The 13581-nt window shown below is 56.1% G+C and carries 15 protein-coding genes and 1 tRNA gene; 13 read left to right on the top strand and 3 right to left on the bottom strand.

What is annotated here, in order from left to right:
- Positions 1-19 precede the first annotated feature (19 nt).
- The 6 genes from hisD to AC2FJ6_RS11370 all read left to right on the top strand — a co-directional run bounded on the left by hisD (position 20) and on the right by AC2FJ6_RS11370 (position 4159).
- A complete protein-coding gene (gene hisD / locus AC2FJ6_RS11395; protein WP_170773993.1) occupies positions 20-1321 on the top strand; it encodes a histidinol dehydrogenase in 1302 nt (433 codons plus the stop codon).
- A 35-nt stretch (positions 1322-1356) separates the two neighbouring features.
- The gene (locus AC2FJ6_RS11390) at positions 1357-2154 is read left to right on the top strand and encodes a hypothetical protein (RefSeq protein WP_170773995.1); all 798 of its coding nucleotides are present in this window, start codon (positions 1357-1359) and stop codon (positions 2152-2154) included.
- A gap of 76 nt (positions 2155-2230) precedes the next feature.
- The gene (locus AC2FJ6_RS11385; RefSeq protein ID WP_170773997.1) at positions 2231-2710 is read left to right on the top strand and encodes a UPF0262 family protein; all 480 of its coding nucleotides are present in this window, start codon (positions 2231-2233) and stop codon (positions 2708-2710) included.
- 3 nt (positions 2711-2713) lie between these two features.
- Positions 2714-3166 (top strand): arsenate-mycothiol transferase ArsC, encoded by a 453-nt coding sequence (locus AC2FJ6_RS11380; RefSeq protein ID WP_170773999.1) that lies wholly within the window; start codon positions 2714-2716, stop codon positions 3164-3166.
- Positions 3167-3168: 2 nt separating this feature from the next.
- A complete protein-coding gene (locus tag AC2FJ6_RS11375) occupies positions 3169-3567 on the top strand; it encodes a ketosteroid isomerase-related protein (RefSeq protein WP_170774001.1) in 399 nt (132 codons plus the stop codon).
- Complete coding sequence (locus AC2FJ6_RS11370; RefSeq protein ID WP_170774003.1) at positions 3560-4159, top strand: GNAT family N-acetyltransferase; 600 nt, start codon at positions 3560-3562, stop codon at positions 4157-4159. Before AC2FJ6_RS11375 ends, AC2FJ6_RS11370 begins: the two co-directional genes overlap by 8 nt.
- Positions 4160-4174: 15 nt before the next feature.
- Here AC2FJ6_RS11370 and AC2FJ6_RS11365 read toward each other — a convergent pair whose 3' ends face one another.
- A complete protein-coding gene (locus AC2FJ6_RS11365) occupies positions 4175-4390 on the bottom strand; it encodes a hypothetical protein (protein ID WP_170774005.1) in 216 nt (71 codons plus the stop codon).
- Between the two features lie 138 nt (positions 4391-4528).
- On the opposite strand from AC2FJ6_RS11365, the gene AC2FJ6_RS11360 reads away from it, so the two are divergent.
- The 7 genes from AC2FJ6_RS11360 (at position 4529) to AC2FJ6_RS11330 (ending at position 8850) form a co-directional block, all read left to right on the top strand.
- Positions 4529-5407, top strand: a complete 879-nt coding sequence (locus AC2FJ6_RS11360; RefSeq protein WP_170774007.1) for a carbon-nitrogen hydrolase family protein — start codon at positions 4529-4531, stop codon at positions 5405-5407.
- A gap of 87 nt (positions 5408-5494) precedes the next feature.
- On the top strand, positions 5495-5713 hold the full coding sequence (infA, locus tag AC2FJ6_RS11355) for a translation initiation factor IF-1 (RefSeq protein ID WP_005978431.1): 219 nt from the start codon (positions 5495-5497) through the stop codon (positions 5711-5713).
- A gap of 11 nt (positions 5714-5724) precedes the next feature.
- The gene (locus tag AC2FJ6_RS11350) at positions 5725-6303 is read left to right on the top strand and encodes a Maf family protein (protein ID WP_170774009.1); all 579 of its coding nucleotides are present in this window, start codon (positions 5725-5727) and stop codon (positions 6301-6303) included.
- Complete coding sequence (locus AC2FJ6_RS11345; RefSeq protein WP_170774011.1) at positions 6300-7322, top strand: ribonuclease E/G; 1023 nt, start codon at positions 6300-6302, stop codon at positions 7320-7322. The genes AC2FJ6_RS11350 and AC2FJ6_RS11345 overlap by 4 nt, the downstream gene beginning before the upstream one ends.
- On the top strand, positions 7319-7501 hold the full coding sequence (locus tag AC2FJ6_RS11340; RefSeq protein WP_170774012.1) for a DNA gyrase inhibitor YacG: 183 nt from the start codon (positions 7319-7321) through the stop codon (positions 7499-7501). The genes AC2FJ6_RS11345 and AC2FJ6_RS11340 overlap by 4 nt, the downstream gene beginning before the upstream one ends.
- 79 nt (positions 7502-7580) lie before the next feature.
- Positions 7581-7655, top strand: a tRNA-Phe gene (locus AC2FJ6_RS11335).
- 421 nt (positions 7656-8076) lie between these two features.
- Entirely contained in the window at positions 8077-8850 is a 774-nt protein-coding gene (locus tag AC2FJ6_RS11330; protein WP_496669076.1) for a hypothetical protein, read from the top strand.
- A 139-nt stretch (positions 8851-8989) separates the two neighbouring features.
- Here AC2FJ6_RS11330 and brxL read toward each other — a convergent pair whose 3' ends face one another.
- A complete protein-coding gene (gene brxL, locus AC2FJ6_RS11325; protein WP_496669073.1) occupies positions 8990-11065 on the bottom strand; it encodes a BREX system Lon protease-like protein BrxL in 2076 nt (691 codons plus the stop codon).
- Positions 11066-11077: 12 nt separating this feature from the next.
- Entirely contained in the window at positions 11078-13546 is a 2469-nt protein-coding gene (gene pglZ / locus AC2FJ6_RS11320) for a BREX-1 system phosphatase PglZ type A (protein ID WP_496669246.1), read from the bottom strand.
- Between the last annotated feature and the right edge of the window lie 35 nt (positions 13547-13581).

The raw sequence follows: 13581 nt of genomic DNA, 5'->3' as shown, positions 1-13581 counted from the left end.
CGCCCCGGAGTGCAAGACGATGCCAGTTTTCCTTGAGACAAGCTCGACCGATTTCGAAACCGCCTTTGCGGCGCTGTTGTCGGCCAAGCGCGAAGACAGCCCCGACGTGGATGCGGTTGTGGCCGAGATCATTCAGGACGTGCGCGCGCGCGGCGACGCGGCGGTGATCGAGCTGACGGCCAAATTCGACCGGCTGGAACTGACCCCTGATACTTTGGCGTTTTCGGCTGATGAGATCGCGGCGGCAGTGGCTGAGGTCACGGATGAAGATCGCGCCGCGCTGGAACTGGCTGCGGCGCGCATCAGGGCTTATCACGAAAAGCAAATGCCCGCCGATCACGAATGGACGGATGAGGCTGGGGCCACACTGGGCTGGCGTTGGTCGGCCGTGTCGGCGGCGGGGCTTTATGTGCCGGGTGGGTTGGCCTCGTACCCTTCGTCGGTCTTGATGAATGCGATTCCGGCCAAGGTGGCGGGGGTTGAGCGTCTGGCGATTGCCGTGCCCACGCCGGATGGGGTGGTGAACCCCTTGGTTCTGCTGGCCGCGCAGTTGTCAGGGGTGGATAAGATTTATCGCGTGGGTGGTGCGCAGGCGATTGCGGCGCTTGCCTATGGCACGGACAGCATCGCTCCGGTGGATAAGATTACGGGTCCGGGCAACGCCTTTGTCGCGGCGGCAAAGCGGCGGGTGTTTGGCAAGGTGGGCATCGACATGATCGCGGGCCCCTCCGAAATTCTGGTGATCGCCGATAAGGACAACGACCCCGATTGGATCGCGCTTGATTTGCTGAGTCAGGCGGAACATGACGAAAGTGCGCAGTCGATCCTGATCACTGATGATGCAGCTTTCGGTCGGTCGGTTGCCGCTGCCGTGGACAAGCGCCTTGAGACGCTCGAGCGCCGCGCCATCGCAGGCGCAAGCTGGCGCGATTTTGGCGCAGTGATCACCGCGCGCGATCTGGATGAGGCCGCCGCGCTGTCGAACCGTATCGCCCCAGAGCATCTTGAACTCTGCGTTGCCGACCCTGTGGCGCTGAGCGCAAAAACCGTCCACGCAGGCGCCATCTTTCTGGGCCAATACACGCCCGAGGCCATCGGCGACTATGTTGGCGGCCCCAATCACGTGCTGCCCACCGCGCGCTCGGCGCGGTTTTCTTCGGGGCTGAGCGTGATGGATTTCCTCAAACGCACCACGCTGTCCCAGATGACCCCCGCCGCGCTGCGCGCCATCGGTCCTGCTGCGGCGCAACTGGCGCGGTCTGAAAGCCTTGAAGCTCATGGCCTGTCCGTCACGGCCCGGCTGGATCGTCTGAACGACTAAAGGCGCGAACCAACAGATATCAGGTGGAGGGCAGTTTGGAACGCGTGGCAACCTTGTGGATCGGCAAGCGGTTCAGCTTTCTCGAGCACCTGTGTCTCAAGTCCTTCGCGGATGTGGACCAGACGCCCATCGTCTACCACTACGGCGATCTTGAGGATATCCCGGACTATATCGAGGCCCGTGACGCGCGGGAGATCTTTGACACGCCCGAGATCTACCGCGACCCGATCATGCGCTCGGTCGCAGTCCACGCCGATCTGTTTCGCCTGAAACTGATTCAGCAGAGCGACTATATCTGGGTGGACGCGGATGCCTATGCTGTTCGGCCGTTCGAGACCCGTGAGGGGTATTTGTTTCCCAAAGCCAATCTGGCACGGCAGCGGATGATGAACGGGGTTGTGGCTCTGCCCAGCGACAGCCCGGCTTTGAAGAAGATGTGCGATTTCGCTTTCGACAGCGACCTCGTGCCGTTCTGGTGGTCGGATGACAGAAAGCACGCCTATCGGGACATTTACGGGCAATCCACCTACTGGAGCCTGCCTTTGTCAACGCTTGGGCCGCCGCTGTTTTTTCACAGCCTTTATGGGACGCCGGAGCATGACATGAGCTTGCCGAGAGTCGAGCTTTACGCCGTTCCACTCCGGCATCGCGGTCTGTGGAACGAGCCTGATATGTCCAAGCTGGAATTTCTGGATTGGCAAAGCAAAATGTCCATCCATTTCTTTGGGTCGTGGTTTCGAAAGATATTCAAGGACCGAGAGATCAATTCCGGATCTTTGGTCGACACCTTGTTGCGCAAACATGCGATTGACCCGTCCCTGTATCCGCTGTGACAAAAGCCACAGGGCCGCGTTGCTCATTCAATTTTCTTGCGATAAGTCTGACCCGACCTGAATGGACCACGTACGCATGACCCGCATTTCGCACATAGAACTGGATGACCGAAACCTGCCCCCGCCGACACCCGAGATCGAGCAGGAGCGCAAGGTCGCGATCTATGATCTGCTGGAGGAGAACTCCTTTGCGCTGCCCGCGCGCGACGATCGCGTGGTGCCTGACGGCCCCTATCATCTGCAACTGTCCATCCGGGACAAACGGCTGGTTTTCGATATCGCCACCGAGACCGAGGAAAAAGCCGCCGAATTCCACCTGTCGCTGGGCCCGTTCAAGCAGGTGGTAAAAGACTATTTCCAGATATGCGAAAGCTATTTCGACGCGGTGAAATCGCTGCCACCCAGTCAGATCGAAACCATCGATATGGCGCGGCGGGGCATTCACAACGAAGGCAGCCGGGTCCTGCAAGAGAGGCTGGAAGGCAAGGCCGAAATTGACACCGACACCGCCCGCCGCCTGTTCACGCTGATCTGCGTGCTGCATTTCGGGGGGTGACGGGTGACGCCTTTGCCGCAGTCGATTCTGTTCTGTTGCGACCACAACTCGGTTCGGTCTCCGATGGCCGAAGGCATCATGAAAAAGTTCTACGGCACCGGTACCTATGTGCAATCTGCCGGTGTCCATAACGATCTGGAGATCGACGGTTTCTGCGTCGCCGTCTGCCAGGAAATCGGCGTTGAGCTTTCGCGACACAGGTCGCGTTCCTTCGACGAGATGCAGGAATGGGGCGATGACCTCAGCTCGTTCGACCTGATCGTCGCGTTGTCACCCGCCAGCCAAAGGCGAGCGTTGGATTTGACCCGTATTTTTCATCTGGATGTCGATTATTGGCCAATAATGGACCCTACCGGACTGGGCGAAAGTCGTGAAGACAAGCTAACGCACTACCGACAGACCCGCGATCAGATCATCAAACATCTGAAGGACCGCTGGGGCGAACCAACGGAGTGACCATGAACCAGACCGTCGAAACCTATTTTAAAGCCTTCAACGCAGGTGACGTTGATGGCATGCTGGCCTGCCTGTCCGACGACGTGGCCCACCATGTGAACGAAGGCCAGATTCGCGTCGGCAAAGAGAAATTCGCCGCCTTCTGCGCCCACATGAACCGCTGCTACCGTGAAAACCTGACCGACATCGTGGTGTTCGACGCCCAAGGCGGCACCCGGGCTGCGGCCGAGTTCATCGTGAACGGCACCTATCTGGAAACCGATGAGGGCCTGCCCGAGGCGCATGGTCAGACCTACCGCCTTCCCGCTGGGTCTTTCTTTGATTTGAAAGACGGCAAGATCACTCGCGTGACCACCTTTTACAACCTGGCCGACTGGACCAAACAGGTGTCCTGTGGCTGAGGTCACAGACGTCCGCCCCCTGACCGGAGCGGCGCTTGAGACCGCTCTGGACGATGTGGCCCGGTTGCGCATCAATGTGTTTCACGCATGGCCCTATCTCTATGATGGGGATCTGGGCTATGAGCGGAAATACCTGCAAGCCTACCGCGACAGTGCCCGATCCATCGTGGTAGGGGCCTTTGACGGCGACCGTCTGATCGGGGCCTCAACCGGTGCGCCTCTGGCCGATCATGCCGAAGATTTTGCTGCGGCCTTTGACGGGTCAGGTGTGGGTTTGTCAGATGTTTTCTATTGCGCCGAATCTGTTCTGCTGCCGGACTACCGGGGGCAGGGAGTTGGTCATAAATTCTTCGATCAACGCGAAGCCCACGCGCGCGCTTTGGGCTTTACGAAATGCGCCTTTTGCAGCGTGCAGCGCCCTGTCGACCATCCGATGCGACCAGAAAGCTATAGGCCTTTGGATGCGTTCTGGCGGGCACGCGGGTATGAACCCCTACCCGGTGTCGTGGCGCAGTTTTCGTGGAAGGATATAGGAGAAGACGGCGAGACGCAGAAACCGTTGCAGTTCTGGATCAGGGATCTGAACGCATAACTGCGCCTTGCGGTCTCAGCGTGTCTGTTTGCGGCTGAGAAGGCCGTACTTTACCGCCCATCCGCGAAAGGACCGGCGTTTGGGCTTTTCCAGCCTAACCTCGGATTTTGTCTGTGCCCCGCCTTTGCGATTGAATTCGAACACGTCAATGACACGCTCAGCGCAGCCGCAGGCCTCGCCCATACCGACCTTGGCGAAATAGAACTTTTCGAAGCTTTCGGGGTTTTGCATGGTGATCCTCCTGACCCTATTGAACCAAGTCTGGGCCGGTAAGCCAATTCACTTTCCCGTCGGGCCCGTGTCGGGTCTATACATATCGCGCGATCCTGTCCTAGGGTCGCTCCAATCCAATGCTGAAGGACGCAGCCCATGAAAGTCGCAACCGCCGCCTATGACCTCGACTGGCTCGACAGTTGGGCGCAGTATGAGGACAAGCTGAACCGCTGGGTCAGCGAGGCCGCCGGGCAGGGGGCCGAGTTGCAGGTCTTTCCCGAATATGGCGCGATGGAGCTGTCGACATTGGACGGGGCCGATGTGGCAGGTGATCTGGAACGTTCGATCCGCGCGGTGTCGGACCGGATGGCAGATGCGCAGGCCCTGCATCAACGGCTGGCGCGCGAATATGGCACCTATATTCTGGGTGCGTCTGCGCCGGTTGTGGATGGGCCGGGGCGCCCGGTGAACCGAGCGGCGCTTTATGCGCCTGATGGCCAGCAGGATCACCAAGACAAGCAAATCATGACCCGGTTCGAGCGTGAGGCTTGGGATATCGCCCCCGGCGGCCCGTTGAAACTGTTCGACACCAAGCCGGGCAAGATCGGCGTTCTTATCTGCTATGACAGCGAATTTCCCCTGCTGGGTCGCGCGCTGAGTGAAGCGGACCTGATCCTTGTACCTTCATGCACCGAGGCACTCTCGGGCTATTGGCGGGTGCGGATCGGTGCGATGGCGCGTGCGCTGGAAAACCAGTGTGTGACGGTCATGGCGTCGCTGGTCGGCAGCAACGCGTGGTCCGAGGCGGTGGATATGAACACAGGCACCGGTGGCATCTTCGGCCCGCCGGACAAAGGGTTCCCCGGCACCGGCGTATTGGCCGAAGGACAGTTGAACCAACCCGGCTGGACCTACGCCGATATCGACCTGTCGGCCATTGCCGAGGTCCGCGCCGATGGCCATGTGCTGAACCGAACCCATTGGGATGAGCAAACGCCCCGAGTCGAATCGGTCACAATCTCTGCTCTTTCGTGATTCCGGCCTTGAAATAAGCCCGAAATAGGCTCATTTAAGCGCACATCCTCGCAGATTCTGCGAGTGCAACGTAAATGTGGAGACAACATGGCCAAGGAAGATACGCTCGAATTTCCCGGTGTCGTGAAGGAACTCCTGCCTAATGCGACGTTTCGGGTCGAGCTGGAAAACGGCCATGAGATCATCGCACATACGGCAGGCAAGATGCGCAAGAACCGCATCCGTGTTCTGGCTGGCGACAAAGTTCAGGTCGAGATGACCCCCTATGATCTGACCAAGGGTCGGATCAACTATCGCTTCAAGTAACGCCCTATCTCATGGCGTTTATCCTCGGATCGGGCAGCCCAAGGCGGCTGGACCTGTTGGCTCAGCTTGGCGTGCAGCCCGATGCGATCCGCCCCCCGGACATCAACGAAACGCCCCTGAAGGGCGAGCTGCCGGTTCCCTATTGCAGCCGCATCACGCGCGAAAAAGTGCAGGCGGTGCAAGCGGATGGCGACGATATCACGCTGTGTGCGGATACCACCGTGGCGCTGGGCCGTCGTATTCTGGGCAAACCCGAAAACGCAGGCCAGGCGGCTGAGTTTCTGCACGCCCTGTCCGGGCGTCGCCACCGGGTTATCACCTCGGTCGCGGTGCGACGCGGGGATCGGGTGCTGCAACGCGACGTGGTCTCACAGGTCAAGGTCAAACGCCTGTCGGATGTTGAGATCAATGCCTATCTGGCGACCGGAGACTGGCAGGGCAAAGCAGGCGCCTACGCCATCCAAGGCCCGGCTGGCGCATTCATCCCGTGGATTTCGGGATCGTTCACCGGTATCGTGGGCCTGCCCTTGTCTGAAACCGCCGCCCTTTTGCAAGGCATCGGCTATCCCCTGTATCGTGAGGCATCATGAAGGGTCGCACCATCGTTCTGGATCATATCAAGGGTCGTGAGGCTGCGGCACTGATGGTCGACGGCAAGCTGGATGATTTCCTGATCGCCGCCGATGCGCCTGCACCGGGCACAATCTACCGTGCTCGCGCAGATCGGCCAGTAAAAGGGCAGGGCGGCATGTTCCTGTCCACGCCCGACGGCCCCGCGTTTCTGCGGCAGGTCAAGGGGCTTGCCCCCGGTGCGCTGCTGCTGGTGCAGGTGACGGGCTATGCCGAACCGGGCAAAGCCTTGCCTGTGACCGACCGTGTTCTGTTCAAAAGTCGCTACGCGATTGTCACTCCGGATGCGCCGGGCCTGAACATCTCGCGCTCGATCCGGGATGAGGACGAGCGTGACCGCCTGCTTGAGATCGCTCATGAGGTGATGGACGGTAGCGATTACGGTCTGATCCTGCGCTCGTGCTGCGCCGGTGAGGACGCGGGCGAAATTGCCGAAGATATCAGCGCCATGCTGGCCCACGCGGACGCAGTGGTGAACGACCCTGGAACCGAGCCGGAACTGCTGCTTGAAGGCGACGGCCCTCATGTTCTGGCCTGGCGCGACTGGACCGACCCGGCCGAGGTCGAAACCCGCGCAGGTAGTTTCGGCACCCATGGCGTGCTGGAGGCATTGGACACGGCCCGCGGCATTTCTGAGCCTTTGCCCGGCGGAGGGCACCTGTTCATCCAGCCCACCCGCGCGCTGGTCGCCGTTGACGTCAATACCGGCGTTGACACATCCTTGGCAGCTGGAACCAAGGCTAATTTCGCCTGCGCCAAAACGCTGGCCCGCGCCTTGCGTGTGCGGGGTTTAGGAGGGCAGATCACGCTCGATCTGGCACCAATGCCCAAGAAGGACCGCCGAGGGTTCGAGTCCGCTCTGCGCGCCGCCTTCAAGTCCGACCCGATCGAAACCACACTGGCAGGCTGGACGCCGTTAGGGCATTTCGAATTGCAGCGCAAACGGGCCCGGCTGCCGCTGAGCGAGGTGTTGAAATGAGCTGTCCGATCTGCGGTGAAGACACTGTTGCCACGTACCGCCCGTTTTGCTCGAAGCGCTGCGCGGATGTCGATCTTGCCAAGTGGCTGAACGATTCTTACGCGGTGCCGTCGCAACGTGAAGAGAACGCTGAGGCGGATGCCGAAGTCGACGAAACCGGTCATTCGCGTCCGCATTGAAAAAATGTAAAAAAGGCTCTGGACACTGCCAGTGGCAAGTCATAGAACGCCTCCACCCAACGGCAGTCGCCGTTCCCGTGCCCGGGTAGCTCAGGGGTAGAGCAGTGGATTGAAAATCCTCGTGTCGGTGGTTCGATTCCGCCCCCGGGCACCATTAAATTACTGAAATATTTGAAAAATTTTTCGGCGAATGTCACTTGCGTCCAATAGAATCGGTCTGTGTACCATACCTGTACCATTTGACTCCAAATTAAGATGTTTTTCTGAATGCTTAACGCTTTATTTTGAATGCAGCTGTGGTCCGTTTCAGTCATAACAGCCGGCCAAGTTTTTCTAGAAAATATAGGTCCGCGTCGTAGGCAAGGATAAATGGCCACCGTCTGAAAAGGATAGAGAGACGATGTGTTGCCGGTTGGCAACACTCTATTCTTGAAACTATTCTTGCCTATCCTTGAGAAAGTCGGGCTATTCTTTAAATTTAATTAAAACAATAACTTAAAGAGATTTCGGGCTTGAGGGCCGAATCCTTAGTGCCTACCCTTGGGGGCATCTTCAACTGCTACCAAGGTGAATAAATGACGAAAAGATACGAAACGTTTCAGATCCACAAGACTGGCGTCATGAATGACTTGTTCGAAAATGGGCCGACGAAACCCGACCTATTGTACCCGTTCAAGTACAGCCAAGCCTCAATGTTCGGAGAGTTCCGACCGAAAGAACGTGATTTCATTCCGCCCCACGATATTGTGCAACGAATGGCAGAACGCTTTTTGAATTGTGTTCGCTGCGAATTTCCTCTCATTCCGGAAGGCCTTTGGGAATGCTTTCTGAAGGCCGGTTCCCCGCGCACTGAGCTAACGCTGGCGGAAATCGAGTTCCTCATTGAAGATGGCTTTGAGAACTATGCGAGCGCAGTGAAGCCAGTTCTGTCCTCAATCCAAAAAACGGCAATCTCAATGGTCGTAGAAAACTATTGGAGTATGGCAGACGACTTGGATACGGACCTGCGCAACGTCGTTTCTAGATTGTCTGGGCGACCAGAGTTCTCAGTCTTTTCAAGCGACCCTGCAACGATTGACTTCTGGACACTCCAATCAGTTGAATGGGAGGAACGGAGCAGTAGGGCGATTGTTTGGATGAAACATTCAGTTGTTCCAAATCTCAAGTCCAAGTTTCAAGTGTCACTACAAAATCAAGGGCGGGACGTGAAAGTAGTACGTTTGAGAGGTACTTGGGATGACTGTGTTGCCTTAGCAGAACCTTACGTAGGTGAGGATTGGCAAGAAATGAGACGGCGGGTTTCCAGTCACTTCTTGAGACAGCTCAAAATGGAAGAAGGTTGCCCTTAATTGGATGTCTCCTAGGGCTTAAAGTGAAGTAAGGCGTAGGTCCTCGCGTTTTTTCGAAGAATTTGCTGGCACCCGATCTATTTTCGGGTGCCAGAATGGTCTCAAAAGGGGGCGGTCTAGCGGTGCGCCGAAAGCCCGATTACACTTTCAAATAGGTCACCTCAAATTGCTTAACCGCCCTGTGCTCTTGAAAACGGCCCGCTAAGCTGAAGGCACTAGACCCAAAGTGCTGGAAAATATCCAAGCCCCGGTCGAGTGAAATCTTCCAGCCCGTGTCCGTGATGATATGTCGAGCGTGCGCAGTGCCGGCGTCATCAAATCGCCAAGTAAAGTCGATGCCTGCCGTACTGCACGACCCAACAATTTCGTCCAGAAATTCGCGCTGCTTTGCAACTTCTCCATCGTTGGGCGCTGTGATCAGCTCAACGGTGATGTGATCCTCTGGCTTCTTTTGACGGATGACCAATTCCAGGAATTCCATCAAATTGCGAGCCTGGTGGAACATCCGGATGTAAGGGTCCGTTATCGTGATTTTGGTGGCACCTTTGATCCAGGGGCCAAAGATCTTCTCAAAAGTCACACCCTTGAGGTTTTCTTTGACCACAATATGCCCTTCGCGAGCTTGCATCTCGGTCGGTTTTCCGGATCCAGTGGACTCGCTTGGCGTCGAGGCTTCTGTGCCGCTAATGTCTTCCGCATCGATCAGCACCTCGTCATCCTCGGCATCGTCGTCGTGAGCAAGGTTTCGATAGTAGAACTTGGGGTACTCGTCTTCTTCCAGAGTTGTAACGGTGCACTTCTCACCGTTTGGACGCAAAAAGTGAAAATCTGTCTCGGGATACGTGCTGTCGATACGCTTTAGCTGATCTTTGACGCGCTTGCGGCTCTCAACAGCGAGGGTTAACAAACTTTCGATCTCTGCTTCTGTCGCCCCCCCATTTGGGAACAGAAGCTTGAGATAACCGGACATGGTCTTGTTGATTGCGTCCCTGTCGCGTGTGGAGATTTGGCTGCTCAGCTTGAAGCCCGCATCTTGATAGACAAGTGAGAGGTCGTCGTTCCGGAGGTGGCGCAATATCTCAGCAAGGTAATCAACTATAAAGCCGTATCCTTCCGAGAATAGCTCACTACGAATGACCTCGACTTCCCACCCCGGAAGGTAGGCGTGGATTCGGTCTATGAACGCAGAATCATGAAATTCGGCAGGCAACTCTTCGAAAAGGTCGGAGTTCTTCAGCATGTAAGGGACATTGTGGGCAGTATTGCCAACGAAAGCGAAGCTAGCTTCCGCTCCCATGGTCGCCACTCCGCGCGAAAAGCTCTTGTTCGCCATGTAGTTCTTCATGATATCGACCAAAGCCTTCTGGGGCTTTTTGGTACGCCCTGCGAATTCGTCAAAGGCGACGACGTCCCAGTAGCCGACCAAACCGATCCGGCCGTTGCTATTGTTCACAAAAAGCTTGGGTACGGTAACTTCGCCGCCTGAGATCAACTGCCCGTGTGGAGAAAACTCCGAATAAATATGCGATTTACCAGTGCCCTTGGGACCAAGTTCAATCAGATTGTAGTTTCGTTCTACGAAGGGAATGAGCCGCATTAATTGCAATAGCTTGCTGCGATTTCCAAACTCTTCGGGATTGAATCCGATGCTTTGCATCAAAACATCAATCCACTCATCTGTAGCGAACTCATCTCTGGTTTTTTTGAAGGTATCGAAGTCCACACCAGCAACCTGGATCGGCTTTAGGGAGTCAACTGTCCAAGGAGAAATCCCGGATTGTTCTGAGAATTCATAACTCACGTCGCTGATGCACCAGACGCCAGTTACAAGCAGCTTTGGATGAGCTTTGATCGTACCAGAATCTATCGCGACTTTTTTGATGGAAAGGTTCTCGAAAACAGCCTCGTATGCATCCGTTTTTTCGTTGAGCGATACCGATACCCTGTCGATGACTTTGAAATGCCCTCGCTCTTTGATTTCTGACTGAACGAGACCAGCCTGGTTTCGATGCACATAGTGCTTTCGTAGGATCTCTTTGACCGTTTCTATGCCTGTCGCAATGGATGCTTCGTCATCGGTCGCACAATATTGCCCGAGGAGGTACTCGAGCACATATCCCGGCACGATGGCATTGCCTTTGACCGCTTTAACGAGGTCCTTACGTACCACAAATCCAGCGAACTGTTCGTTTATCTTGTCATCAAGTGCGCTCATTTGTTCGCCCTCTTAAAAGTCAAAGTCGGTTTTTATACCGCGCTTCAGTTGGAACCGATGGCTGGCAATTTCTTCAGAGTGGCTGGTTCTGCCAATCTGCTCTTTGAGTTTTAGAAAAACATCCTGGTTATTGTGCTCGTCCGCAGCACGAGACAGCAGGAATTTCAACGGCATTTCCCGCTCCCGGGCGTTCTCCGAGCTGAAATCAAAAGTCAGCTCGTGCTTGTCAGAGATGAGTTCATCGTTGGACGCGTAGATCCCAGCCGTCACAGTTCTGGCATGCCATTTCTCTGAGACCGGCTGTTCCTGATAGAGCATCACTGCCGTTTGGCCCGAAGAAATCAGGCTCTTGCCAGATACAACGATCCTGACATCAACTTTGCTGACATCCGTTTCCCGCTGCTTGCCAACCCTGAGAACCGGAATAACAACTTCTTGCAGGCTGGCGCCGCCGTGGACAAATCGGGCACCAGAGCCGCTGACACGCAGCCGGTTTACCGAGTTTGGAATGGCCACCTGGTGATCGCCCGCCAAACCAAGCTGCTTTGCTTCCCACAATTTGAACCCGTCTGCGGGTTTCAGGCCGCGCCCAACCACAAAACGGCGGTTCTTGGTGGTGACACTATCGCCGGCCGGTTCGGCGACCGAGAAGCTGCTGCCATCAAGGGGTTTATTCTGATAGAGGAAGCCATGGTCTGCTGTAACGACGATGTTGGAGAAGTTGGCTGACTTTAGCTTCTGGACCATCTTCTTCAGATCTTCGACAGCGTCCTCAGCTGCTTCTGGCAGCCGGTCTTCGGTTTGCAGCTTGTCACCCACCGCATCGATGCGATTGTGGAAGATGTAGACGACATCATGGTCTCGGAAGAGCTCTTTGCCTTCTTCCGTACGCATATTCATGAAGTCTTCGGCCTTCAGGACCTTGGTGCGGTCCTCACCGCGTCCCATGGCCAGAACCTTACCCCGGTTGCTCGTGCCAGATGTGGGCAAAGCATGTGAGGACACATCACCTTTTTCCGTGATCTCCAAGTCCTTGTTTGGCAGAAGCGACGCCATGCCGAGCTGGGTATAGCTTGGAAGCGAGCTGATCATAGGGGTCAGCTCGGCATCGAACCGATCCAGTGATCGGATCTCTCGCATGCATTCTTCCGCCACCTCAAAGCGCAATGCGTCCGAGATGATCACAACGAATTTTTGGTCCTTGCTTCTGAACCTGTCGGCCTGAAGCCTGAAAAAATCTTGCTGCCGTTCGAAACCGGAGATTTTCCACTCATCCAGACCTGCAATCTGATCCTGCCAGAGGTCATTGATCTTCAGAACGAAGTTCGTGCCGTATCGGTTTTCGATGCTTTCATAGAGGCTCGACAACAACGTTGCCTGACCGCTTTTCTGCATGTGATAGAGGAACTTCCGATAGAGCTGATCCAGCTTGAACCAGCTTGTCGAATAACGCCTGACCGCGTCCGCAGGGCTGTGCATCACAAGTTCGGCACTGGCAAGTGCCTGCTGGAACTCGGTCGCGCAGGCGATGGCCTGATAGATATTGGCGTATTTGGGATACCAGTGGCTTTGGCGGCGTTCTCGAACCCATTTCAGAACATCGACACTGCTTGCCGATTGCTCCGACATCGCGTTGACGATAGCGCGAATGATATGTCGGTCGATTTCTTCAAAATGGTCTATAGTGACGACCGCATGGATATCGCGAAGTTCGAGGTCTTCTGGGATCTTCAGGATGTCCTGATATTTCTCCGACAAGCGCTCAAACGCCTGACCATTGTGACGGCTGTTCTTCCAGCGTCGGAACGTGAGCAAGGCTTCACCGTTCAGATCGCCGACCTCACCTAATGCCCGCTTGTAGGCGGATTGGAACAGGGCGATTGAAAAATCTTGGAAATCCGGTTGTTCAGACTGATAACCATAGGCGTTGGCGACCTGCTTCCAGAAGAAAGACAGCAAACCGGATCTTTCGATCACCCGTATCCTGTCATCACGACCAAACGCGAGATCCTCGAGCAGCGCCTCGACAACGGTATCCAGCTCCCCATCGGCTTCTGCACACACCGCCAGCATCTTGCGGCGAATGTCAGACACACTGGCCGAAGGTTTATCGGCCTCAAACTGCTTTAGGCGGTCCAGACGCTTTTGTGAGCGATAGAAGGCCATGTGATCGCGAACGGCAGTGTCGTATTGCGTTGGGATCCCCAATTCCTGAACCCAGATGGCCGCCTGATCGGCTTTGAACATAGCCGTGGCCAGTTGCACGTCCAGCAGCCAGTTGTCCTTCATCGCAGGCTCAGGCCCATGATGGTAGATCAGGAACTTCTGGTCCGGCTCCTTGCGCAGGATCCGGTATTTCAGCCCGAATTCGTTATCCTTGATTTCGACCTTTTCCACACCCGGCAGGGCCAGCGCCGCGAACGTGTCGCGCATGTCGCGGTCGGCATCGTACCAAAAGACGATCCGTTCTTCTTCGAACATCTTTGCCAGCGTGGTTGAGACGCGATCTGACATCA

It is taken from the genome of Ruegeria sp. CDSA089 (assembly GCF_059612205.1).
Note: the sequence above shows the minus strand (reverse complement) of the source record. Positions and strands in the feature narration are given on the sequence as shown.

What these genes read in the sequence shown, in the direction of transcription:
- brxL (WP_496669073.1), bottom strand. Translation starts at nt 11,065, where the DNA reads ATGAGCGCACTTGATGACAAGATAAACGAACAGTTCGCTGGATTTGTG.
- AC2FJ6_RS11330 (WP_496669076.1), top strand. Translation starts at nt 8,077, where the DNA reads ATGACGAAAAGATACGAAACGTTTCAGATCCACAAGACTGGCGTCATG.
- AC2FJ6_RS11360 (WP_170774007.1), top strand. Translation starts at nt 4,529, where the DNA reads ATGAAAGTCGCAACCGCCGCCTATGACCTCGACTGGCTCGACAGTTGG.
- AC2FJ6_RS11340 (WP_170774012.1), top strand. Translation starts at nt 7,319, where the DNA reads ATGAGCTGTCCGATCTGCGGTGAAGACACTGTTGCCACGTACCGCCCG.
- AC2FJ6_RS11385 (WP_170773997.1), top strand. Translation starts at nt 2,231, where the DNA reads ATGACCCGCATTTCGCACATAGAACTGGATGACCGAAACCTGCCCCCG.
- AC2FJ6_RS11345 (WP_170774011.1), top strand. Translation starts at nt 6,300, where the DNA reads ATGAAGGGTCGCACCATCGTTCTGGATCATATCAAGGGTCGTGAGGCT.
- pglZ (WP_496669246.1), bottom strand. Translation starts at nt 13,546, where the DNA reads ATGTTCGAAGAAGAACGGATCGTCTTTTGGTACGATGCCGACCGCGAC.
- AC2FJ6_RS11365 (WP_170774005.1), bottom strand. Translation starts at nt 4,390, where the DNA reads ATGCAAAACCCCGAAAGCTTCGAAAAGTTCTATTTCGCCAAGGTCGGT.
- AC2FJ6_RS11375 (WP_170774001.1), top strand. Translation starts at nt 3,169, where the DNA reads ATGAACCAGACCGTCGAAACCTATTTTAAAGCCTTCAACGCAGGTGAC.
- AC2FJ6_RS11350 (WP_170774009.1), top strand. Translation starts at nt 5,725, where the DNA reads ATGGCGTTTATCCTCGGATCGGGCAGCCCAAGGCGGCTGGACCTGTTG.
- infA (WP_005978431.1), top strand. Translation starts at nt 5,495, where the DNA reads ATGGCCAAGGAAGATACGCTCGAATTTCCCGGTGTCGTGAAGGAACTC.
- hisD (WP_170773993.1), top strand. Translation starts at nt 20, where the DNA reads ATGCCAGTTTTCCTTGAGACAAGCTCGACCGATTTCGAAACCGCCTTT.